We start from the raw sequence: 22,043 nt of genomic DNA on the forward strand, positions 1-22,043 counted from the left end.
AACAGACCGGGGCCGATACGACACCTTGGCGCACCTTGCCTGAACATTCCATGCCCGGTCGACGTCCGGCCTGGCCGTGGCTGGGGTGTCCGGGTACGGTCGGTGGCATGTCTGACGGGGGAAGAGACGTTGTCGCGAACGACCCGTTCTGGGACGTGGTGCGCCGGCGTCACCCGGACATCGACCTGATCGTCCTCGACGGGCCATCGCCGCTCGACCGGCCTGAGCCGGGCGTCGAGCCCACGATCGCGCTCGAGCAGGCACGTCTGATCGAGCGGGGTGTGGACGATGCGTACGACTCGATCCGTCATGTGCTCCCGGCGAACCTGCCGGAGCCGACCAAGACCTGGCGCGGGACCGCGGGCGGTCACGCGTACGTGGTCGAGAAGGCACTTCGCGAGGCCGGCGGCGAGGCGGGTCTCGAGCTGCTTCGCCGCCTGGCCCGCGAGCTGCACGATCGTGGGTGGGCCGTCGAGGCGGCCGGCGACGAGCAGCGCCCGCACCTGATGGCCACCAACGGGTGGATCGACCTCGACGCACGCAGCGGACGGGCGGCCACCCAGCTCACCCTCGCAGGCCCCGTCGTCCCGGTCGCACCGCACGACCTGGTGTCCCTCGACAAGGAGGCACGTCGATGACCGGCGGCACGGAGGTCGACTACACGATCCTTTCCGCTGCGTCCTCGGTGTGGGACGGTGCGGCGGACGGGCTCGACGGCGCTTGGCGTCGCCTGCACGGCACCTCCGGCTCGCCCATGGACGCGGGCGTCGCGGCGGCGTTCGGGACGTTCCGGGAGCGCTGGGTCGACGAGATCAAGAGGATCGCCACCAGGTCCCAGTCCCACGCTGACAGCCTCAGCGACGCCGTGACGTCCTACACGACGATCGACGACGCCGCCTATGAGCGGATGCGGGCGCTGCTTCCCTTCGACTACCGCGACAGCACCCTGGACCCCCTCGGCTCGCCGCCTGGCCTGGTCCCGACACCCGAGCCGGGGCCGCCGCCGACACCGCCGACCGACTCGGCTCCGGAGCCACCGACCCCGTCGCCCGGTCCGTCGCCGACCCCCACACCGACGCCGTGATGTCGAGGGGGATGGCATGACGCTGACACGAGTGACGCCGCCTGATGCGCTGCGCACGATGCCCGAGAGCGCCTCGACCGTCGCCAACGGGATTCGTGCCGTCGGGGAGAGCGTGAGCGACTCCCAGGAGGCCATGGCCTCCCGCGGCGCGCCGGCAGGGTGGAAGGGGTCGGCCTCGGACGCGGCGGAGAACCAGTTCACCCAGATCTCCGGCGACCTCGACTCCGCGGTTGCGGCACTGGGCCAGGCGGCCACGGCCATGGACGCGTTCGACGACACGTTGCAGAAGCTGTTCTCCCGGCGAGAGACATTGGTCGAGGAGGTCAGCGCCTTCAACCGGAAGGTCGACGCCTACGACGCGGACGTGGCTGCCTCGGACCAGGAGGACGCCGAGGCGCAGGAAGCCCTCAAGGCGCGTTACGCCGAGCTGGAGTCCCAGGTCGCGGCGCTCCAGGGCAGGGTCGACAGCTGGAACGCCGACCAGGACGCCGCCGACGCTGCCGTCATCCGCGCCCTGCAGGCCGTCGACACGGTGGCCGAGGGTGACAAGGCCGCGGCCGACCCCGATCGACCGGATGCCGCTGCGCTGGCCGACCGGCTCCAGGACAAGGTCGACGCAGGCGACCCCGAGGCCGTGGCGGCGTGGTGGGCGACCTTGAGCGAGGCCCAGAAGCAGGCGCTCATGATCCACTCCCCGGAGCTCGTCGGCAACGCCGGCGGCATACCGTCGGCCGACCGGGACGAGGCCAACCGCACGTCGATGCTCAGCGACATCGACAACCTGACCGAACGGGAGAAGGACGGCCAGCTGACGGACCGCGAGGAGGACCGGCTGGAGAACGCCAGGGACGCCCAGAAGACCCTCGACGGCTATAAGGACCGGATCAACCCCGACACCGGTGAGAACGACGCCTTCCTGCTGATCTTCCGGCCGGATGCGTTCGAGGGCGACGGAGGCGTCGCGATGAGCCTGGGCAACCCGGACACGGCTGACGACGTGACGTCGTTCGTGCCGGGCCTGACCTCCGAGGCCACGTCGCTCGGCGGCAACATGGACAGCATGGAGCGGCTGATGCAGCTGGCCGACGAGAAGAACGGTGACCGCAGCGTCGCCGCCATCACCTGGATCGACTACGACGCTCCCAGCAGTGCCGACGGCATGACCGACAACCCGCTGGACTTCCTGCAGGTGGCCACGCAGGACAAGGCGACGGACGGCGGGGAACGGTTCGCCGACTTCGTGACCGGCCTGCGCGCCAGCGACCAGGGATCGCAGGCACATTTCACGGCGATCGGGCACAGCTACGGCTCGACGACGGTCTCCCACGCGGCGACCGACCAGGTCCTTCCGGTGGACGACATGGTGCTCATCGGCAGTCCCGGCACCGGCTCGGCGGACCACGCCACCGATCTCATGGCAGACGGCAACGTCTACGTCGGATCGGCCGACTACGACCCCGTCACGCTGCTCGGCGGCCCCGGCCTTGGCGCGCTCGGCCACGATCCGTCACAGGCCGACTTCGGTGCGCATCGGTTCGAGGTCGATCCCGGCTCCTACCGAGTGCAGGACCTGCTCGACAACCACTCGTCGTACTTCAACCAGGACTCGACGTCGCTCGACGCCATGGCCGACGTCGTCGCCGGCGCGCGACCGGACGAGGTCGACGGGCGCACCTTGGGCAGCTATCAGACCCTGGACACCTTGGCCACGGGCTCGTCGCTGGTCTCCGGCGGGGAGAAGGTCTGGGAGGGTGCTGAGTGGACCGGTGACAAGATCAGTGACGGTGCAGGCTGGGCCTGGGACCGTGCCGAGGATGCCGGCAGCTGGCTCAACCCGCTCGACTGAAGGAAAGACATGGGACGAATGAAGGTCGTGGTGGTCGTGATGATGATCCTGAGCCTGTCGGGGTGTGGTGGGTCGGACGAGCCCGATGCGCGCCCGGACGAGCGGGCCGAGGTCACGCGCGCGGCCGCGGCCGAGGTGTTCCCCCTGATCGGCAAGGCCGTCGAGGCGCTGAGCTACTCCAGCACCGGTGGCGGTGCATGGTCCATCTGCGGGATGGAACCGAGCCCTTCCGGTGCCGAGTACGTCGCTGAGGTGGCGGTGACCCAGACCAATGTCGGTTCGTCGCAGTATCCCCAGCTCATCGAGTCAGCTCTCACGTCAGCCGGCTGGAAGGTGGGCACGTCGTCCAGCGAGCTGGTCAAGGCTGCCAAGGACGGGCTGGACCTGCGCGCTCGCTTCGGGGCTGGCGGCATCAACCTGTCGGTCACGAGTGGCTGCCTCGACCTGTCGAAGGACACGATCCGGGAGCTCACCGACAAGCCGCGCGACGATCTCGGCCTGTCGCTGCCTTGACGCGTGTGCGCTTGCGGGTGTGTGGTCGAGCGAGCCTGCATCTCACGAGGAGGCAAGCCTCCGCCGGGTCAGGATGGTCGGGGCTGTGGTCTAACGAGCCTTGATCTCGCGGGCGGCGGCAAGCCTCCGCCGGGTCGATACGCAGAAGAACCAGCCCAGTCTGACCTTCCAGACTGAAACTGGCTCCTCGCGTTTCGGCGGAGGATAGGGGATTCGAACCCCTGAGAGCTTTCACTCAACCCGCTTTCCAAGCGAGCGCACTAGGCCACTATGCGAATCCTCCGCGGACGAGGTTACCGGTCCGGCCCGACTGCCGACGAATCGGTACGCCTGCGCCCGCCTTGAGGGCGTACGAAGACGCTCCGTATGATGGACGTCAGCCCCTCGCGCGGCGACACATCACCCAACTCCCCCAGGGCCGGAAGGCAGCAAGGGTCAGTGACCTCTGTCGGGTGCGCGAGGGGTCCTTTCATGCCCGGGACGCCGACGGGCGCGCCGACCCGCAGGTCGACGCACCCGTCCCGGTACTGGGCGATCAGCCGATGTGCACCGGCACGCCGTCCGGCCCATCGGTGGCCAGCTCGTCGTGCTTGACGTCGATGAACATGAACGCCACGATCGCGCCGATGAGCATCAGGATCGCGCCGACGAGGATCGCCGCCGTGGCTCCGTCGGTGAACGAGCCGAGGTAGCTGGCGTAGCCCAGCTGCTCCGGAGTCAACCGGTCGCCGGCCTGCTGGGCCAGCTGCGGTCCCAGCTCGTCCGCCCGGCTGCTGGTGAACTGCAGGGACACCGTGCTCAGGATCGCGAGTCCGAGGGCACCGCCGACCTGCTGCATCGTGTTGAGGACGCCCGAGCCGATGCCGGTGTCCTCGTCACGCACGTGATGGACGGCGGTCAGCGTCATCGGGACGAACACGAGGCCCATCCCGAACGAGAGCAGCAGGACGAACGGGAAGATCGATGCCCAGTAGCTCACGTCGGCACCGAGGTGGCCGCCGGCCGCGAGGGTCGACACGATGGTGCTCGCCGAGTCGGGGACATCGAGCCGGGAGAGCCCGAAGAGCGCGATCGAGCCGAGGAGCGCGCCGGTGCCGGCGATGAACCGCGCGTCGTACCGGTTGACGAGGTTCGAGGACAGCACCGAGCCCGCGATGATGCCGACCGAGAACGGCAGGAACGCGAACCCGGTACGCAGCGAGCTGTAGCCGACGACCTGCTGGATGAACAGGCTCAGGAAGAAGAACATCGAGAACATCGCCGCCGGGATGATCATCATCACGAGGAAGCTGGCGGCGCGGGTGCGGTTCTGCAGGATGCGGATCGGCAGGAGGGGGTGCTCGACGCGGCTCTCGATCACGGCGAAGGCAGCCAGGAGGGCGACGCCGCTGACGAGCGAGGCGATCGTCCACTGGTCGCCCCAGCCGTGCGCCTCCTCGCCGGCGCGGGTCAGGCCGAAGACGAGCCCGAGCAGACCCAGGGTGCCGGTGAGGGCGCCCGGGATGTCGAGTCGCCCGAGCTGTGTGTCGGACTCCTTGAGGAACCGCGGGGCGAGAGCGGCGGCGACCAGGCCGATCGGCACGTTGATGAGGAACGTGAGGCGCCAGCCGCTCATCTCGACACCGAACGCGCTGTCGAGGCCGGTCAGCCAGCCACCGAGAATCAGGCCGACGGCGGCACCGACACCCGACATCGCGGCATACACGGCGAAGGCGCGGTTGCGCGCGGGTCCGGCCGGGAACGTCGTCGCGATCAAGGCCAGGGCGGCAGGGGAGGCGAGTGCGGCACCGAAGCCCTGCAGCCCGCGGGCGCCGAGCAGGAGGCCCTCGTTCGTCGCCAGACCGCCCAACAGGGACGCCACGGCGAACACCGTGAGGCCGATCACGAAGATGCGACGGCGGCCGAAGATGTCGCCGAGACGACCGCCGAGAAGCAGCAGCCCGCCGAAGGCGAGCGAGTAGCCGGTGACGACCCAGGCGAGGCTGGCTGAGCCGATGTCGAGGTCGGAACCGATGAACGGCAGGGCGATCGTGGCGATCGTGGCGTCGAGCACGACGACGAGCTGAGCGATCGAGATGAGCACCAGGGCCCATCCCAGACGTGCTGGGCTCTCGGTCGCGACGACATCGGGCGCCGGGGAGGCCGGGGAGGCGGGAGGCGGAGCGGTGGTGGTCATGGGCATTCCTCGGGAATCGGTGCGCCAACTATACGGCGTACATGTACTAGATATAGGACACTATATGACGTACAGTTGTCAACATGACGTCGAAGAAGGCCGCTAAGAGCTCACTCAGTCGTGAGGCGTTGGTCGATCGGGCGCTCGCGATCGTCGACGCCGAGGGTTTCGAGGCGCTGACGGTCCGCAAGGTCGCCGATGCGTTCGGTGTCACGCCGATGGCGCTCTACTGGCACTTCGCCAACAAGGAGGCGCTGCTGGCGGCCGTCGGCGATGCCGTCGTCTCCCAGGTCACGCTGCCGGCCGCCGACCTGCCGCTGGAGGTCTACCTCCGCGAGGCGATGACGTCGCTGATCGACGCCATGCGAGCGCACCCCAGCGCTTCGTCTCTCATGGCCCAGCGGCTCATGTACGGAGAGAACGGCTTGGACCTCACCGAGCGCTTCCTCGACAAGCTCGCCCTCGCGGGGTTCGACATCGAGAGGTCGGCGGCCATCGCGCACTACGCGATGCAGATCTCGCTGACGCTCGTGAGCCGTGAGCCCGGCGCCGAGGTGGGGGTCAAGCCCGAGGATCGCGTCGCCGTCCTCGAGGCCAAGCGGTCGTTCATCCAGGGCCTCCCCGCGGAACGCTATCCCCGGCTGCGTGCTGCCGCTGACTCGATGATCGAGTGCGGTGACTCCGACGAGTACTACGCCGACGGCATCGACATCTTCGTCGCCGGCGTCATGGCCGACGCGAAGATCCTCACCCAAGCCTGAGCGGTGACACGTCACCGCCCGGCGCGGGCGGGGTCAGGGCAGGGGATCGACGACGGTGTGGTCGCCGAGGCTCGACACGAGCTGGTTGAGGTGGTGCCGTCCGTCGCCCAGCGCGTGGTCGATCGCCGTGAGCCGGCTCGTGTAGTGGCCAACGCTGTACTCGGCCGTCATGCCGATGCCACCGTGCAGCTGGATCGCCTCCTGGCCGATGTGCCGTCCGGCCTTGCTGACCTGCAGCTTGGCGCGTGACGCGGCCTCGGTCGCGTCGCCGCCGTCGAGCAGCACCAGCGTTGCCCAGGTGACGGTGCTGCGCGCGAGCTCGAGCGACACGTACATGTCGGCGGCGCGGAACGTGAGCGCCTGGAACGTCATGAGCGGCACGCCGAACTGCTTGCGCGTCTTGAGGTAGTCCGTCGTCGTGCGCAGCGCGGTGTCCATCGCCCCGAGGGCCTCGTGCCCGTACGCGATCTGGGCCCGTGCGACGGTCGCCGCGATGACGGCCGACTGGTCCGCCTCGGTCTCGCCCAAGGGTGTGGCAGGCGTGCCGTCGAACGCGACGCGAGCAGCGCGCCCGCCGTCGAACGTGGCATAGCCCGTACGGCTGAGGCCCTCCGCGTCGGGCTGCACCAGGAACAGGCCGGTCCCGCCGTCGACGGCAGCGCTGACCACGAGCAGGTCGGCGCGAGCGCCGCCCAGCACCGGCTCCTTGACCCCGTTCAGGGTCCAGGCGTTTCCGTCGGAGGTCGCCGTGACGCCGGTGGCCGTGAGCTCGTAGCGCGAGGTCGGCTCGGTGTGCGCGAACGCCGGCACGAGCGTCCCCTCGGCGAGAGCGCCCAGGGCCTCGGAGCGCTGCTCGGCGGTGCCCGCCGCGGCGATCAACCCGCCGGCGAGCACGACGGCCTCGACGAACGGCTCGGGTGCGATGACCCGTCCGATCTCCTCCGCGACGATCGCGACCTCGGCCGGCCCGGCGCCCATGCCGCCGTCGTCCTCGGCGAAGGGCAGCCCGAGGACACCCATCTCGGCGAGCTGCTGCCAGGTCTTGTCGCTCCAGCCCGGGTCCTGCTTGGTCACCGCACGCCGGGTCTCCGACGTGTCGTACGCCTTGGCCAGCAGCCCGCGGACGGCGTCGCGCAGGGCCTCCTGCTCGGAGTCCAGTTGGAAGTCCATGTCAGCCCCTCAGTCCCAGGATCGTGCCGGCGATGATCTGTCGTTGCACCTCGTTGGAACCGCCGTAGATCGAAGCCTTGCGGTAGTTGAGGTAGTTGGGCGTCGCGACGCGCGCCAGGTCCGGGACGTCCGATCCTTCGCCGGCTCCCGAGGCGAGGGCGAGAGGCCCGGCCAGGTCGACGAAGAGCTCGGTGACGGCCTGCTGCAGCTCGGTGCCGCGCAGCTTGAGAACTGACGAGGCGGGGTGCGGCTTGCCGTCGGCAGAGTTGGCGACGACCCGCAGGGCCGTCAGCTCGAGGGCGAGCAGCTCGTTCTCGAGGTCCGCGATCTGTGCGGCCACCAGCGGATCGTCGAGCAGCGAGGTGCCACCCGGACCGGCCGTCATGGCGTACTCCTTGGCCTGGGACAGCGTCCGCTTGGTCGAGCCCACCGGTGCCACGCCGACGCGCTCGTTGCCGAGGAGGAACTTCGCGTAGTCCCAACCCTTGTTCTCCTCGCCGACGAGGTTCTCGGCCGGCACGCGGACGTTCTCGAACCACACCTCGTTGACCTCGTGCCCGCCGTCGATGAGCTCGATCGGGCGGACGGTGACGCCGGGGGAGGTCATGTCGATCAGCAGGAACGAGATGCCGGCCTGCTTCTTCACCGAAGGATCCGTACGGACGAGGGTGAAGATCCAGTCGCCGTACTGGCCGAGGGTCGTCCACGTCTTCTGGCCGTTGACGACGTAGTCGTCACCGTCGCGCACCGCGGTCGTGCGCAGCGACGCCAGGTCCGACCCTGCATCGGGCTCGGAGAATCCCTGCGACCACCAGATGTCGAGGTTGGCGGTCTTGGGCAGGAAGCGCTCCTTGATCTCCTGCGAGCCGAAGGCGGCGATGACCGGCCCGACCATCGAGGCGTTGAACGCCAGCGGCGGCGGTACGCACGCGAGCTGCATCTCCTCGTGCCAGATGTGCCGCTGGAGCGGGGTCCAGTCCTTGCCGCCCCACTCGACGGGCCAGTTGGGCACCGCGATCCCGGCGGCGTTCATGGCCTGCACCGACTCGACGAACTGCTCCTTGCTGAGCTCGCGTCGTGCGGCGACCGTGTCGCGGACGTGCTGGGGGATCTGCGTCGTGAAGAAGGTGTGCATCTCCTCGCGGAAGGCGGCATCCTCGTCTGACAGCTGAAGCTTCATGTACGACTCCTCGGCGTTCGCGCCACGCGGCGCACCGCGAGTCTAGTGTCACGGCAAACAATATTCACATCGAGTGCATGTTTTTCTGGCTAGCTCCCTTTGACCTTCCGCACGGCGCGGGCGCGGAGCGGGCCGACCAGGCGAGGTCCGGCGAGGCGGTGCTCGAGGCGGCGGGCCTCGCGGCGCAACGGCTGGGCGACGTACTCGCCGAGGATGACGCCGGCGGCCAGCGAGATCGCGATCGCCGCAGCCGTGATCATCTGCAGGATCCCGCTGTAGTCCTCGGCGCCCAGCAGGGAGAGGCCGCGATAGATCGACAGGCCGGGCAGCAGTGGGACGATCGCGGAGACGACGATCACGAGCGGGGGCACCTGGGCCCAGCCGGCGACGGCATAGCTGACGACGCCGATGAAGATCGCGGCGATCGCCGCCGGCCAGGCGCGGCCGAGGTCGTTCTCGGCCAGGAGCAGGTAGATCCCTGCGGCTACACCGGCGATCGCGGCGATGGGCAGCAGGACGCGGCTCGGTGCGTACCCTGCGAAGGCGAAGGCACCGGCACTCAACGCCGCCCCGCCGACCACGAGGGGGAACTGCGAGAGCCCGGACGCCCCCGGGTCGAGCGCGATGTCGACGCCGAGCAGCCGGCCGACCGTGAGCCCGCCGCTGATCCCGGCGATCAGGCCGGCCGTCGAGATCAGGACCTCGAGGATGCGCGCCCCTGCGGTGATGTAGAAGTCCGTCAAGGCGTCCTGGATCGCGCCGATGAACCCGAGGCCGGCCAGCAGCATGACGATGCTCGCCGTGATGACGAGCGAAGGATCCGCCGGGATGTCGACGGCCGCGGCGCCGACTGCGAGGAGCGAGGCGAAGAGTCCGCCGGCCACCTGGGCGTAGAAGAACGGCAGGCGGAGACGGGTGAGGTAGCGCTGCAGGATCTCGAGCCCCATGGCCGCGATCGTCGCGATGACCGTGACGACCCAGTCACCGCCGATGAGCATCGCGATGCCCGCGCCGATGGCGCCCCAGCTCAGCGTCACGGCCCAGCGCGGCGTGCGGTGCCCCGTCGACGCGATCTGCGCCAGCCGGATGCGGGCCTCGTCGGCGTCGATCTCGTCCGCCAGCAGGTCGCGCACCAGGTGATCGGCCCGGGTGAGGTCGTCGAAGTCGGTCTCCCGCTGCCGGACGTGCCGTATCGCCGTCACGGGAGGATCGTCGGGGGAGGCCTGATAGCTCATCTGGACCGTCGTGAACGTCACGTCGACCAGCGACTGCCGCAGCCCCAGGTGGTGCGCGACCGACGACATCGTCGCCGTCACGTCAGCGGCACCGGCTCCGTTGGTCAGGAGCATCTCGCCGAGACGCAAAGCCAGGTCGAGCGTCCGCTGGATCTCACGTGTCTCGGTCACCGTCCCATACTGTTGGACCCGACGTCCCTGTCCAAACGAGGAGTGGTGCATGACCGAGTGGGTGCCCGACGAGCTGGGCGAGGGATACGAGCAGCGCACGATCCCGCTCGGCGACGACCCTGACGGCGAGGGCCAGATCGAGGCCACCCTGGTGCGGCGGACGCCCGGCGAGTCGTACGACAACGCGATCCTCTACGTCCACGGGTTCAGCGACTACTTCTTCCAGCGCGAGCTCGCCGACTTCTTCGCCGAGCGGGGATTCGCGTTCTACGCGCTCGACCTGCGCAAGTGCGGCCGCTCCCGACGCGAGGGGCAGACGGGTCACTACGTCTCGGACCTCGCGCTGTACGACGCCGAGCTCGACGGGTCGCTCGAGATCATCCGCGACGAAACCGGGGGCAAGCCCGTCCTGCTGTCGGCCCACTCCACGGGGGGACTGGTCCTGGCCCTGTGGCTCCACCGGCTCAACAAGCAGCCCGGTGGGACCAAGGGCGCGGGGATCACGGGTCTCGTGCTCAACAGCCCGTGGTTCGACCTGCAGGGCGCGCCCTGGATGCGCACTGTCGGCACGCAGGCGATCGCCGCGGCCGCCCGGTTCAAGCCGAAGTCGATCATCAAGCTGCCGCACACCGATGCGTACGGCAGCAGCCTGCACGTCAGCGCCAACGGCGAGTGGGACTTCAACACGGCGTTCAAGCCGCTCGAGGGCTTCCCCGTCACGTACGGCTGGCTGACCGCGATCCGCCGCGGCCACGCGGCGCTGCACAAGGGACTCGACATCGGCGTGCCCTCGTTGGTCCTGCGCTCGACGCGCACCCGCTTCGCCCGTCGGTTCAGCGAGGACGTCGCGACCGCCGACGCCGTGCTCGACGTCAAGCAGATCGCGCGGTGGTCCGGGTGCCTCGGCGACCAGGTCACCGTCATGCCGATCGCCGACGCGAAGCACGACGTGTTCATCTCGTTGGCGGAACCGCGCCGCGCCGCGTACGACGCCGTGGACAGCTGGCTGCGCGTCAAGGAGCTCGTCAGCCAGGCGTGAGCGCCGCCGCGGGGCCGGTGCGCGGGAGGTGAACCGGCCCCGGCCGGGGCGCGTCACCGAGCGGGCTGATGTTCCCGGCTCGAGGCGCTGTGCGCTGCGGCCTTGATGGTGTCGGCAACGGTGTCGGCCTGGGACACGTAGAGCGCGTGGCTCCCCGGGACGTAGGTGATGTCGGCGTCCATGCGTTCGGCCATGTGCCGGAGCATGGCCTGGTCGAACGCCTTGTCCTTGGTCGCGATGACGGCCCAGGTGGGCTTGTCCCGCCAAGCGGCGTTCTTCACCACAGTGCCGAAGACCGACATGTCGATCGGCACCTGTGAGTCGCGCAGGAAGGCAGCATCCGCGTCGTCGAGGTCGTGGGCGAATCCGCCCTTGAACGCGTCGCGGTTGAGGAAGCCGAAACCGTCGTCGCCGACGTCGATGACGAAGTCGGGTGTCGCGGCGAAGCCTTCGTACTGCTGAGCCGTGGTCTCACCCTCGTCAGGCGCCAGGGCAGCCACGTAGACCAGCCCGACGACAGCCGGGTGGACGCCCGCCTCGGTGATGACCGTGCCGCCCCACGAGTGGCCGACGAGGATCGTCGGCCCGTCCTGCAGGTCGAGGACCCGGGTGGTCGCTGCGACGTCGTCCTCCAACGAGGTGAGCGGGTTCTGCACGATCGTGACGCGGTAGCCCTGGCTCGTCAGGTGGTCGTACACGCTGCGCCATCCTGCGCCGTCGGCGAATGCGCCGTGCACCAGGACGACGTTCTTGATCTCGTGCGGGGAGCTGCTCATCGGATCCACCTCTCGTTGGGGCCGCGGAAGCGGCGTGTCCTCCAAGCGTACTAAATGTGATGTGCGATGTGCAATATATTAGACAAAGTATGTTGAATGTGGCCATAGAGGGTGTCGTGTGTGCAAGATGAGACATGCCGATTCCCGTTGATGCCCCCGTCGTCGATCGCACGCTGCTCAGGGACGATGTGTACCGCCGCCTCCGTGACGCCATCGTCGACGGCAGCTTCCTGCCGGGCGAGCAGCTGAAGGACGGCGAGCTCGCCTCGTGGCTGGGCGTCAGCCGGACCCCCGTCCGAGAAGCGATCCTGCGGCTCGCGGCGAGTGGGCTGGTCGTGGCTCTACCGGGGCGGTCGACGACCGTGAGCGAGATCGACACGCGGGCCCTGCAGGACGCGCGAGACGTCGTCGCTGCCATGCACCAGCTCGCCGCGCGTGAGATCGCCGGTCGCCTCTCGGAGGGCGACGTCGAACGGATGCGGGACGCGAACCGTCGCTTCGCCGAGGCCGTCGAGGCTGGCGACGTCGCCAGGGCTCTGGACGCGGACGAGGAGCTGCACAGGATTCCCGTCGCGGCGTTGGGCAACCAGGCACTCGTCGCGGTCCTCGAGCAGTTCGACCCCGTCGTACGACGCGCTGAGAAGCTGCGGTTCCGTGCGGACGGGCACACATCGGTGACGCTGCACGAGGAGCTGATCGACCACATCGCGGCTGGGGACGCGGGGCGCGCCGCGTCCGTGGCGTTCGAGATCTGGCACAGCCTCCCGGTGGACGCCGACGACCAGTCCTCGCCCCCCGAGTCGTCAGGCTGAGAGCTCGCCCGCCGACGCCTTCTCAGCGTCGGACGGGGTGCGTGGAGTCATGTGGTGGATGCCGTCCTCGCCCTGCACCGCCAGCGTCACGCAGCGTTCAACACCGGTTCGGGTCGAGGTCGCCGTCGCGTCGAGCAGGTGCGGTGCGCTCGTGCCGTCGCCAGCCGCGCGACCACGTCCATCCATCGGGGAGATCGCATGTCACGCACCAGCCCATCCGTCCGTCTCGCCGCGGCAGCGGCGCTCGTCCTCGCCGGCCTCGCTTTGGCGCCGGCCGCCGAAGCCGATCGCCCCGCCCGTCCATCCACCCCGCTGCCTGAGCGCATCGACGGTGGCGCCTGGCCGACCAGTCACCTGCAGGGCGCCGCGGTCGATCGGGAGCGCGGCGAGATCTACTGGTCATTCACCCAGCAGCTGGTCCGCACCGACCTCCAGGGCAAGGTCCTCGGCACCGTCCAGGGCTTGACGGGCCATCTCGGCGACCTCGACCTCAACCCCCGGGACGGCCGGGTCTACGGATCGCTGGAGTACAAGGCGCAGAAGGCGTTCTACATCGCGATCTTCGACCCGCGCAAGATCGACCGGATCGGCATGGACGCCGAGGCCGACGGCGTCATGACGACCGTGCACCTGTCCGAGGTCGTCGAAGACTTCACTGCCGACATGGATGGCAACGGCGTCTTCGACGGCGACACCGCGACGACGCCCGACCACCGCTACGGCTCCAGCGGCATCGACGGCGTCGCGTTCGGTCCCGCCTTCGGCAAGACGTCGGGGAAGCAGACCCTGAAGGTCGCCTACGGCGTGTACTCCAACGTCGACCGGGTCGACAACGACAACCAGGTCATCCTCGAGTTCGACACGTCCCGGTGGGGCCGCCTCGAGCGCCCGCTCAACGAGGACGCGCCGCACCGCAGCGGACCGGCCGAGGTCGACGGCAAGTTCTTCGTCCGGACCGGCAACACCCGCTACGGGATCCAGAACCTCGAGTACGACGAGGCGAGCGGGAACTGGTTCGCCGCGGTCTATCCGGGCGCCAAGCCGACCTTCCCCAACCACTCGCTGTTCATCATCGACGGTCACCGCCGGCCGTACGAGGCTCTGGTGGCGGGGCAGGCCGAGCCCGAGACCGGCGAGCACCTGTCGCTCCTGCGCGAGGGATCGTACGACCCGCGGTCGACGACGTTCGGCTGGACGTTCGACGCGTCCTACGGGCTGGTGTCGCTCGGCGACGGACTGTTCTACCGCGGCTCCGGCACATCGGTGAAGCAGGACGGCGTCACGAAGCAGACCGGCGTCCTGGACCTCTACCGGTGGACCGGCACCGTGCCGACGCCGTTCCAGAAGGTCGGCTGATCGCGCCGTCTCGACAGGCCCGGTACGACCGTCTCGTCATGGTCGTACCGGGTCTATAGAGTTCAGGTCGTGGATGCCCCCCTTGCCCTGTATCGCCGCTACCGGCCGGAGACGTTCGCCGAGGTGATCGGGCAGGACCACGTGACCGAGCCCCTGCGCCACGCGCTGGCCGCCAACCGGGTCAACCACGCCTATCTGTTCTCCGGCCCGCGAGGCTGCGGCAAGACCACGAGCGCCCGCATCCTCGCCCGTGCGCTCAACTGCGAGAAGGCGCCGATCGCCGATCCGTGCGGCGACTGCCAGAGCTGCCGCGACCTGGCCCGCGGCGGACCGGGCAGCATCGACGTCATCGAGATCGACGCCGCGAGCCACGGCGGTGTCGACGATGCCCGCGACCTGCGCGAGCGGGCGTTCTTCGCCCCCGTCAGCAGCCGCTACAAGGTCTACATCATCGACGAGGCCCACATGGTCTCGCCGCAGGGCTTCAACGCCCTGCTCAAGCTCGTCGAGGAGCCGCCGCCGCACCTGCGGTTCATCTTCGCGACGACCGAGCCCGACAAGGTCATCGGCACGATCCGGTCGCGCACCCATCACTACCCGTTCCGGCTGGTGCCGCCCAAGACCCTCGGCGACTACCTCCTGCAGCTGTGCGAGTCCGAGCAGGTCAAGCTCGAGCCCAACGCGCTGCCGCTCGTCGTCCGCGCGGGGCAGGGCTCCGTGCGTGACACCTTGAGCGTCCTCGACCAGCTGCTCGGCGGTGCCGGCCCCGACGGCGTGACGTACGACCTGGCGGTGCAGCTGCTGGGCTACACGCCCGACTCGTTGCTCGACGAGGCGATCGACGCCTTCGCGGCCAGTGATGGCTCGACGGTCTTCGGGGTCGTCGACAAGGTCATCGAGACCGGTCAGGACCCGCGACGTTTCGGCGAGGACCTCCTGCAGCGGCTCCGCGACCTCGTGATCGTGGCCGCGGTGCCGGACGCGTTGTCCAAGGGCCTGCTCGACGTGCCGGGCGACCGCGCCGAGCGGCTCCTCAGCCAGGCCAGCAACTTCGGTCCGTCCGAGCTGACCCGCGCCGCCGACATCGTCAACGCAGCCCTCATCGAGTTCCGCGGGGCCACGGCGCCGCGCCTCCTGCTCGAACTGATGTGCGCCCGCATCCTCGTGCCCGGCTCCGACAACTCGACCCAGGGATTCCAGGCCCGCCTCGACCGTCTCGAGCGCCGCCTCTCGATCGACGGCGGCGTGTCCCCGGTCCCCGCTGCACCGGCGGCACCCGCCACCGCGGCTCCGGTCGCCGTCGAACCGGCTCCCGTGGCCGAGCCCGTCGCCGTCGAACCGGCTCCCGTGGCCGAGCCGGTCGCCGCTGAACCGGCTCCCGTCGCCGAGCCGGTCGCCGAGGAGCCCACCCCCGTCCCCCAGCCGATCCAAGAGAACCCCGCTGAGAGTGACGTTCCGGCCGCGACTCGCCGCCCCGACGCGACCCAAACGTCACCCCCAGCGGAGGCCGCGTCGACCGGCTCGCTGACGATCGCCGACGTGCGCCGCCTGTGGCCCGAGATCCTCGACAAGATCCGCGACCTGCGCCGGTTCGCGTGGGTCATGCTCAGCCAGAACGCCCAGGTCACCGGCCTCGACGGGACGACCCTGACGATCGCGCTGGTCAACGCGGGAGCCCGCGACTCGTTCATCAACAGCCGTTCCGAGGAGTACGTCCAGCAGGCCCTCCACGCGGTGCTCGGGGTCACCTGGAAGATCGAGGCGATCGTCGACCCCAGCGCCCGACCCGGCACCAGCGGTCCGGACGAGCCGGCGTCGGCCGACCCCAGCCCGGCGGCCGCACCACGCAAGGGCGTGGGCGCCCCGGACTCGGTGCGCGAGGCGCTGCGCGAGCCCGTCACGCCGGAGGCGCGCGAGGACCCCGATGCCACTGCGACCCGCGACGACCCCGTCGTCGAGCAGGAGGACATCGATCCCGAGGACCTCCTGACCAGGGAGCTGGGGGCGCAGGTCATTGACGAGTCCCGCACCGACTGACCACGGCCTCGGCCGCAGGCGCCTCGACCTCGATCTCGACCCGCTGGACGTGCTCCGCCGCTTCCGCGGCCGCGACCGGCTGGTCGCCCTGCTGGGTGCGTGGCACCACGGCGAGGCGCTGATCGCGTTCGATCCCGTCGCCGTGCTCGACGGCGACCCGTTCATCGGCATCGACCTCGACCCGCTGCCGCAGGAGGTCCGCGGGTTCGGCGGCGGCTGGATCGGCGCCTGGGGCTATCAGCTGGGTCGTCTGGTCGAGGACCTGCCGGCCGTGCCCCCACGGCCGTTCCCGCAGCCCGACCACCGCATCGCGTTCTACGACCACGTGCTGCGCCGCACCGACGGCACCTGGTGGCTGGAGTGGCTGACCCCTGACGCGGATCGCGACGCGCGCATCGTGGAGACGCTCGGTGGAGCGTCGCCGAAGCCTCGGGCGTACGAGGTGGGCACGTTCGAGATGACCCCGTCGCCCGACGAGCATCGGGCCGCCCTGACCGCGGTGCTCGATCACATCGCGGCCGGTGACATCTTCCAAGCCAACCTCTGCACGCGGCTCGAGACCCGGTTCGGCGGCGATCCGCTCGACGTGTTCTGCTCGGGGGTCGAGCGGCTCCGTCCGGCGTACGCGGCGTTCGTCTCCAGCCCCGAGGGGGCGCTGGTGAGCCTCTCGCCCGAGCTGTTCCTGCGGCGCACCGGCGACGAGGTGCTGAGCTCTCCGATCAAGGGCACTGCGCCCCTCGACAGCGATCCCGACGAGCTCGTGGCCTCGGCCAAGAACCGCGCCGAGAACATCATGATCGTCGACCTGATGCGCAACGACCTGGGCCGGGTGAGCGTGCCCGGCTCGGTCCGCGTGCCGGCGATCACCCGGGCCGAGCGCCACGCAGTCTGGCATCTCGTCTCCGACGTCGTCGGCCACGTCGCGCACGGCGTGCGCGACTCCGAGCTGCTGCGCGCCACGTTCCCGCCGGGGTCGGTCACCGGTGCCCCCAAGGTGCGCGCGATGGAGATCATCAACACCCTCGAGGCGACGGGCCGCGAGGCCTACACCGGCGCGATCGGGCACGTCAGCCCCGCCGCCGGCCTCGAGCTCAACGTCGTCATCCGCACGTTCGAGTTCGCCGGCGACCGGGTGTGGCTGGGTGTCGGCGGTGGCATCGTCGCGGACTCCACGCCCGACGGCGAGTACGCCGAGTGCCTCGTCAAGGCGCGCCCCTTGATCGAGGCGATCGGCGGACGGCTCGAGCTCACGGCGGACGCTCCCGACGTGGCCGAGGTGCGGCTGCCGGGTGCGCCCGGCCCGGCTGCCACGGTCGACGAGTCGATGGGCATCTACGACACGCTGCTCGTCGAGGACGGTCGGGTCACCGACCTCGAGGCGCACCTCGCGCGGCTCGACGCCAGCGTCAGGGCGGTCTACGGAGACACCATCCGGGCCGGTCTCGACGATGCGGTGCTGCGTCGAGCGGGGGGCCTGCGGGGACGCCACCGGATGCGCATCGACGCGGTCCCGAGCGAGGGCGGCGTCACGGTCTCGATGACGAGCCGGCCCATCGACGACGACGCCGACGCCTGGTCGCTGACACCGAGGACGATCGTGGGCGGCTTCGGGCAGCACAAGTGGGCCGACCGGAGGGCTCTGTCGTCCGAGCCGGCCCCGGACCGCGACCTGCTGCTCCTCGCCGAGGACGGTGCGATCCTGGAGACCGCCCGGGCCACCATCTTCGTGGTCCACGACGACGGGGTGCACACGCCGCCGACCGACGGACGCATCCTGCCGGGCACCGCCCGTGCTCGCGTCATCGAGATCCTGCGTCAAGGGGCCGTGCCGGTGTTCCAGCGCCGGCTCACGCTCGACGACCTCTCGGGGGCGACCGAGGTCTTCGTCAGCAACTCGCTGCGCGGGGTCGTGCCGGTCGTGGCGTGCGAGGGAGTTGGCCGTTGGCCCGTCGGGCGTACGACGGCCTGGGTCCGCGACGAGCTGTGGCGGTTCTGGCGCCCGCAGACGAACGGCGAGGCGGAACCGACCCCGGCGACGCCCGCACGACCTGACTCACCGCGGACGCAGCCCAAGGTGCTGTTCATCGACAACTACGACTCGTTCGTCTACAACCTCGTGCAGTACGTCGGCGAGCTCGGCGCGCGGAGCGAGGTCGTGCGCAACGACGCGATCTCGGTCGACGACCTCGTGGCGGCGCGCGAACGCGGCGACTTCACGCACCTCATCGTGTCGCCGGGCCCGGGGACCCCGGCCGACGCCGGCATCAGCATCGAGGCGATCCGTCGCCTCGGCCCGACGACCCCCACACTCGGCGTCTGCCTCGGGCACCAGGCCATCGGCGAGGTCTACGGCGCGACCACCGTGCGCGCGCCCGAGATCGTGCACGGCAAGCCGTCGCTGATCCACCACGACGGGCACGGCGTCTTCGCGGGGTTGGGCACCCCTCTCGTCTGCGCCCGCTACCATTCGCTCGTCATCGACCCCGAGACGTTGCCGGCCGAGCTCGAGGCGACGGCCCACACCGCGTCGGGCATCGTGATGGGCGTCCGTCACTGCAGCCACCCGGTTGAAGGCGTGCAAATGCATCCCGAGTCGATTCTCACCGCCCGCGGCCACGAGATGCTCCAGTCGTTCCTGCGGCACTAGACATAGCGAGTGACCACTCGCTACCTTGTGTGTCCCACCTCACACAAGGGGACACCCGTGGCACATCTGGACGTGGTCATCACCGGCGGCACCTACTTCGACGGCGCCGGCGCGCCCGGGGTGGTCGCCGACGTCGGGATCCGCGACGGGCGGGTGGAGGTCGTGGCCGCGGGGCCGCTCCCGCTGGGCCCGGAGACCCGGGTCGTGGACGCCACGGGGCAGTGGGTCATGCCTGGCTTCGTCGACGCCCACACCCACTACGACGCCGAGGTCCAGGTCGCGCCGGGACTCAACGAGTCGGTACGGCACGGCGTCACCGCGGTGCTGGTGGGCAACTGCTCGCTCTCGACGGTCTACTCCACGCCGCTGGACATCGCCGACCTCTTCAGCCGGGTCGAGGCCCTGCCCCGCACCCACGTGCTGGGCGCGCTCGAGGAGGCCAAGACCTGGTCGACCCCGCAGGGGTGGGTCGACGCGTTGGAGCAGCTGCCACTGGGGCCGCACGTCGCGTCGTTCCTCGGCCACTCCGACGTGCGGGCCAGCGTGATGGGCATGGGTCGTTCGACCGACCCGGACCAGCGCGCGACGAGGGACGAGAAGGCCGAGATCGAGCGCCGCCTCGAGGAGGCCCTCGACGCCGGGTTCCTCGGCATCTCCACGATGACCAACCCCTGGGACAAGCTCGACGGCGACCGCTACCGCTCGCGGTCGCTGCCGTCGACCTACTCGAGCTGGAAGGAGTTCCGCGGGCTCAGCCGGGTGCTGCGACGACGCGGCCGGGTCCTGCAGGGCGTGCCCAACCTCAACAAGAAGTACGACATCGCGTTCTACCTCACGACCGCGATGGGGCTGTTCCGCAAGCCGCTGCGGGTGTCGTTGCTGGCCGCGGCCGACACCAAGGCCGAGCCATGGGTGCAGCGCATCTTCGGCCCGCTCGCGTTCATCGCCAACACCCTCGGCCGCGGACGATTCACCTGGCAGCACCTGCCCACGACGTTCCGGGTCTGGGCCGACGGCATCGACCTGGTGGTCTTCGAGGAGTTCGGCTCGGGCCGCGAGGCGTTGCACCTGCGCGAGGAGATGGGCCGCAACGAGCTGCTGAGCGACGAGGCCTACCGGCGCTGGTTCCGCCGCGACTTCGACAAGCGGTTCTCGCCCCGCGTCTGGCACCGCGACTTCGACGACGCCGAGATCACCGAGTGCCCCGACGATGCGCTGGTCGGCATGATGATCGGCCAGGTCGCCCGCGACCGGGGCGTCCACCCGGTCGACTGCTACCTCGATCTCGTCGTCGAGCACGGCACCCGGCTGCGCTGGAAGACCAACATCGCCAACACCCGGCCGGAGGTGCAGGACTCGCTGATCAACCGGCGCGGCATCACGATCGGGTTCTCGGACGCCGGGGCCCACCTGCGCAACATGGCGTTCTACAACTTCGGCATCCGGCTGCTGCACCGCGTGCACGAGGCGCAGGGCCGGCCCAAGCCGTTCATGAGCGTCGAGAAGGCCGTGTTCAAGCTGACCGGCGAGCTCGGCGAGTTCTACGGCATCGATGCCGGCCGCATCCAGGTCGGCGACCGCGCCGACGTCGTCGTGGTCGACCCGGCCGGTTTGAGCGACGAGGTCGACAGCTATCACGAGGCCCTGATGCCGGAGTTCGGCAACGTGAGCCGCATGGTCAACCGCAACGACGCGGCCGTCACGGCCACGCTGGTCACCGGCGAGGTGGTCTACGAGCGCGGGGAGTTCACCGAGGGCTACGGGCGCACGCTCGCCACCGGCCGGTTCCTCCGAGCCGCCGAGGCCCGGGGGAGCGTCACACCGGTCCGTCATCTCGACCCGGTGGTGGCACAGTAGGCGCCGTGACCACGCCGGCGCCCCGACGCACCCAGGCGCAGCGCCGGGAGGCGACGATCACGGCCTTGGTCGATGCGGCCGTGGCAGCCCTCGGCGAGGTGGGCTATGCGCGCACCACGACCAACGAGATCGCGCGGCGTGCCGGTGTCTCGCAGGGCGGGCTGTTCCGCCACTTCGAGTCGCGCCTGGACGTCATCCTCGCGGCCGCCGACGCGGTCCGGGCCCGTCAGTTCGACGACTTCCGCACGGGACTGGGAGCCATGCCCGAGCTCGACATCGGCGAGGTGGTCAGGCTCCTGCGCCGAGCGACCCGCGCCCCGATCAATGCCGCCTGGTACGAGCTCCTGGTCGCAGCCCGCACCGACTCCGCGCTCCGCCAGCGCCTCGAGCCGCTCGCCCAGCGCTATCACGAGGAGATCATCGAGCTCGGCCGTGCGCTCCCGTTCGCGGCCGCCATGCCCCAAGTCGAGCTCGACACGATCGTCCTCGGCATCGTGCACATGCTCGACGGCGAAGCCCTGACGGCGACGGTCTACCCGCACCCCGAGCAGGAGGACGTACGCGTCGAGCAGCTGGTCCGGATCCTGGCGGGCCAGCCGCTCTTCCAGCGCGCGTCGAGCAGGCCGGGTCAGGCGTGACGACATAGGCTGAGCCTGATGTATGACGGAGTGATCCAGGATCTGATCGATGAGCTCGGGCAGCTGCCCGGCATCGGTCCCAAGAGCGCGCAACGCATCGCGTTCCACCTGCTCGACGCCGATCCCGACGACGTACGCCGGTTCGCCGCGACGCTCGTCGAGGTCAAGGCCAAGGTCCACTTCTGCTCGATCTGCGGCAACGTCACGGTCGACACCGAGTGCCGCGTCTGCGCCGATCCGCGCCGCGATCTCGCCGTCATCTGCGTCGTCGAGGAGTCCAAGGACGTCGTGGCGATCGAACGTACGCGGGAGTTCCGCGGCCGCTACCACGTGCTGGGCGGCGCGATCTCGCCGATCGCCGGCATCGGTCCCGACCAGCTGCGCATCAAGGAGCTGCTCCAGCGGCTGCAGGACGGCGTCGTCACCGAGGTCATCATCGCCACGGACCCCAACCTCGAGGGCGAGGCGACCGCGACCTACCTGATCCGCATGCTCTCGACCCTCGGCGTCAAGGTCAGCAAGCTGGCCAGCGGACTGCCCGTCGGCGGCGACCTCGAGTACGCCGACGAGCTGACCCTCGGTCGCGCCTTCGAGGGCCGGACCACCATCGGCTGAGTGGCCGGCGGGCGGGTCCGGCGGACGTGTCTGCTTCTCGGTGTCCATCGGCAGGATCGCGGCTGCAACCACCCGCGGCGAACCGGTAGACTTGTCGCGCGCAGCGTCGCGCAATCCGTACGTTTCCCAG

The 22,043-nt window shown here is 70.0% G+C and carries 18 protein-coding genes, 1 tRNA gene, 1 other RNA gene and 2 pseudogenes; 15 read left to right on the top strand and 7 right to left on the bottom strand.

Annotated features, from left to right (window positions below; translation table 11 throughout):
* Positions 1-107 precede the first annotated feature (107 nt).
* Genes AB0N22_RS14140 through AB0N22_RS14155 form a run of 4 tightly spaced genes read left to right on the top strand, consistent with a single transcriptional unit; the run spans position 108 to position 3,443 of the window.
* The gene (locus tag AB0N22_RS14140) at positions 108-638 is read left to right on the top strand and encodes a hypothetical protein (protein ID WP_364641333.1); all 531 of its coding nucleotides are present in this window, start codon (positions 108-110) and stop codon (positions 636-638) included.
* Positions 635-1,084, top strand: coding sequence for a hypothetical protein (locus AB0N22_RS14145; protein ID WP_364641336.1), 450 nt, complete (start codon positions 635-637; stop codon positions 1,082-1,084). The genes AB0N22_RS14140 and AB0N22_RS14145 overlap by 4 nt, the downstream gene beginning before the upstream one ends.
* A gap of 16 nt (positions 1,085-1,100) precedes the next feature.
* On the top strand, positions 1,101-2,930 hold the full coding sequence (locus tag AB0N22_RS14150; RefSeq protein ID WP_364641339.1) for an alpha/beta hydrolase: 1,830 nt from the start codon (positions 1,101-1,103) through the stop codon (positions 2,928-2,930).
* Between the two features lie 9 nt (positions 2,931-2,939).
* Complete coding sequence (locus AB0N22_RS14155) at positions 2,940-3,443, top strand: hypothetical protein (RefSeq protein WP_364641342.1); 504 nt, start codon at positions 2,940-2,942, stop codon at positions 3,441-3,443.
* A 198-nt stretch (positions 3,444-3,641) separates the two neighbouring features.
* On the opposite strand, the gene AB0N22_RS14160 is transcribed toward AB0N22_RS14155, so the two are convergent.
* Positions 3,642-3,726: transfer RNA gene (locus tag AB0N22_RS14160), tRNA-Ser, on the bottom strand.
* Between the two features lie 92 nt (positions 3,727-3,818).
* On the opposite strand from AB0N22_RS14160, the gene ffs reads away from it, so the two are divergent.
* Positions 3,819-3,915, top strand: an RNA gene (gene ffs, locus AB0N22_RS14165) — signal recognition particle sRNA small type.
* 63 nt (positions 3,916-3,978) lie between these two features.
* Here the strand turns inward: ffs and AB0N22_RS14170 are convergent.
* Positions 3,979-5,619 (bottom strand): MFS transporter, encoded by a 1,641-nt coding sequence (locus tag AB0N22_RS14170; RefSeq protein ID WP_364641344.1) that lies wholly within the window; start codon positions 5,617-5,619, stop codon positions 3,979-3,981.
* Positions 5,620-5,702: 83 nt separating this feature from the next.
* On the opposite strand from AB0N22_RS14170, the gene AB0N22_RS14175 reads away from it, so the two are divergent.
* Positions 5,703-6,380, top strand: a complete 678-nt coding sequence (locus AB0N22_RS14175; RefSeq protein WP_364641347.1) for a TetR family transcriptional regulator — start codon at positions 5,703-5,705, stop codon at positions 6,378-6,380.
* Between the two features lie 33 nt (positions 6,381-6,413).
* On the opposite strand, the gene AB0N22_RS14180 is transcribed toward AB0N22_RS14175, so the two are convergent.
* The 3 genes from AB0N22_RS14180 to AB0N22_RS14190 form a co-directional block, all read right to left on the bottom strand.
* Positions 6,414-7,550, bottom strand: a complete 1,137-nt coding sequence (locus AB0N22_RS14180) for an acyl-CoA dehydrogenase family protein (RefSeq protein ID WP_364641350.1) — start codon at positions 7,548-7,550, stop codon at positions 6,414-6,416.
* A gap of 1 nt (position 7,551) precedes the next feature.
* Positions 7,552-8,730, bottom strand: coding sequence for an acyl-CoA dehydrogenase family protein (locus AB0N22_RS14185; protein ID WP_364641353.1), 1,179 nt, complete (start codon positions 8,728-8,730; stop codon positions 7,552-7,554).
* 89 nt (positions 8,731-8,819) lie between these two features.
* A complete protein-coding gene (locus AB0N22_RS14190) occupies positions 8,820-10,136 on the bottom strand; it encodes a threonine/serine exporter family protein (RefSeq protein WP_364641356.1) in 1,317 nt (438 codons plus the stop codon).
* 49 nt (positions 10,137-10,185) lie between these two features.
* Between AB0N22_RS14190 and AB0N22_RS14195 the strand changes: the two genes are divergently transcribed.
* Positions 10,186-11,175 (top strand): alpha/beta hydrolase, encoded by a 990-nt coding sequence (locus AB0N22_RS14195; RefSeq protein ID WP_364641359.1) that lies wholly within the window; start codon positions 10,186-10,188, stop codon positions 11,173-11,175.
* A 53-nt stretch (positions 11,176-11,228) separates the two neighbouring features.
* Here the strand turns inward: AB0N22_RS14195 and AB0N22_RS14200 are convergent, their stop codons facing one another.
* On the bottom strand, positions 11,229-11,951 hold the full coding sequence (locus AB0N22_RS14200; protein WP_364641362.1) for an alpha/beta hydrolase: 723 nt from the start codon (positions 11,949-11,951) through the stop codon (positions 11,229-11,231).
* A gap of 134 nt (positions 11,952-12,085) precedes the next feature.
* Here AB0N22_RS14200 and AB0N22_RS14205 point away from each other — a divergent pair, with 134 nt between their 5' ends.
* Positions 12,086-12,763 (top strand): GntR family transcriptional regulator, encoded by a 678-nt coding sequence (locus tag AB0N22_RS14205; RefSeq protein ID WP_364641365.1) that lies wholly within the window; start codon positions 12,086-12,088, stop codon positions 12,761-12,763.
* On the opposite strand, the gene AB0N22_RS14210 is transcribed toward AB0N22_RS14205, so the two are convergent.
* Positions 12,755-12,949, bottom strand: coding sequence for a hypothetical protein (locus AB0N22_RS14210; RefSeq protein WP_364641368.1), 195 nt, complete (start codon positions 12,947-12,949; stop codon positions 12,755-12,757). The genes AB0N22_RS14205 and AB0N22_RS14210 overlap by 9 nt on opposite strands.
* 12 nt (positions 12,950-12,961) lie before the next feature.
* Here AB0N22_RS14210 and AB0N22_RS14215 point away from each other — a divergent pair, with 12 nt between their 5' ends.
* From AB0N22_RS14215 to recR, 7 genes and pseudogenes are all read left to right on the top strand, one after another.
* A complete protein-coding gene (locus AB0N22_RS14215; RefSeq protein WP_364641370.1) occupies positions 12,962-14,119 on the top strand; it encodes a hypothetical protein in 1,158 nt (385 codons plus the stop codon).
* A gap of 69 nt (positions 14,120-14,188) precedes the next feature.
* Positions 14,189-15,367 (top strand): annotated as a pseudogene (locus tag AB0N22_RS14220) (DNA polymerase III subunit gamma and tau); the annotation flags it as partial.
* Between the two features lie 838 nt (positions 15,368-16,205).
* Positions 16,206-18,068, top strand: a pseudogene (locus AB0N22_RS14225) (aminodeoxychorismate synthase component I); the annotation flags it as partial.
* A 162-nt stretch (positions 18,069-18,230) separates the two neighbouring features.
* Positions 18,231-18,803 (top strand): aminodeoxychorismate/anthranilate synthase component II, encoded by a 573-nt coding sequence (locus AB0N22_RS14230; RefSeq protein ID WP_364642762.1) that lies wholly within the window; start codon positions 18,231-18,233, stop codon positions 18,801-18,803.
* 57 nt (positions 18,804-18,860) lie between these two features.
* Positions 18,861-20,660, top strand: a complete 1,800-nt coding sequence (locus tag AB0N22_RS14235; RefSeq protein ID WP_364641373.1) for an amidohydrolase family protein — start codon at positions 18,861-18,863, stop codon at positions 20,658-20,660.
* A gap of 5 nt (positions 20,661-20,665) precedes the next feature.
* A complete protein-coding gene (locus tag AB0N22_RS14240) occupies positions 20,666-21,298 on the top strand; it encodes a TetR/AcrR family transcriptional regulator (protein WP_364641375.1) in 633 nt (210 codons plus the stop codon).
* An 18-nt stretch (positions 21,299-21,316) separates the two neighbouring features.
* Positions 21,317-21,913: a recombination mediator RecR gene (gene recR, locus AB0N22_RS14245; RefSeq protein ID WP_364641378.1), complete on the top strand. Its 597-nt coding sequence runs from the start codon at positions 21,317-21,319 to the stop codon at positions 21,911-21,913.
* Positions 21,914-22,043: the final 130 nt, after the last annotated feature.

Origin of the sequence: Aeromicrobium sp. NPDC092404 (assembly GCF_040684095.1) — a bacterium.
Taxonomy (GTDB): Bacteria; Actinomycetota; Actinomycetes; order Propionibacteriales; family Nocardioidaceae; genus Aeromicrobium.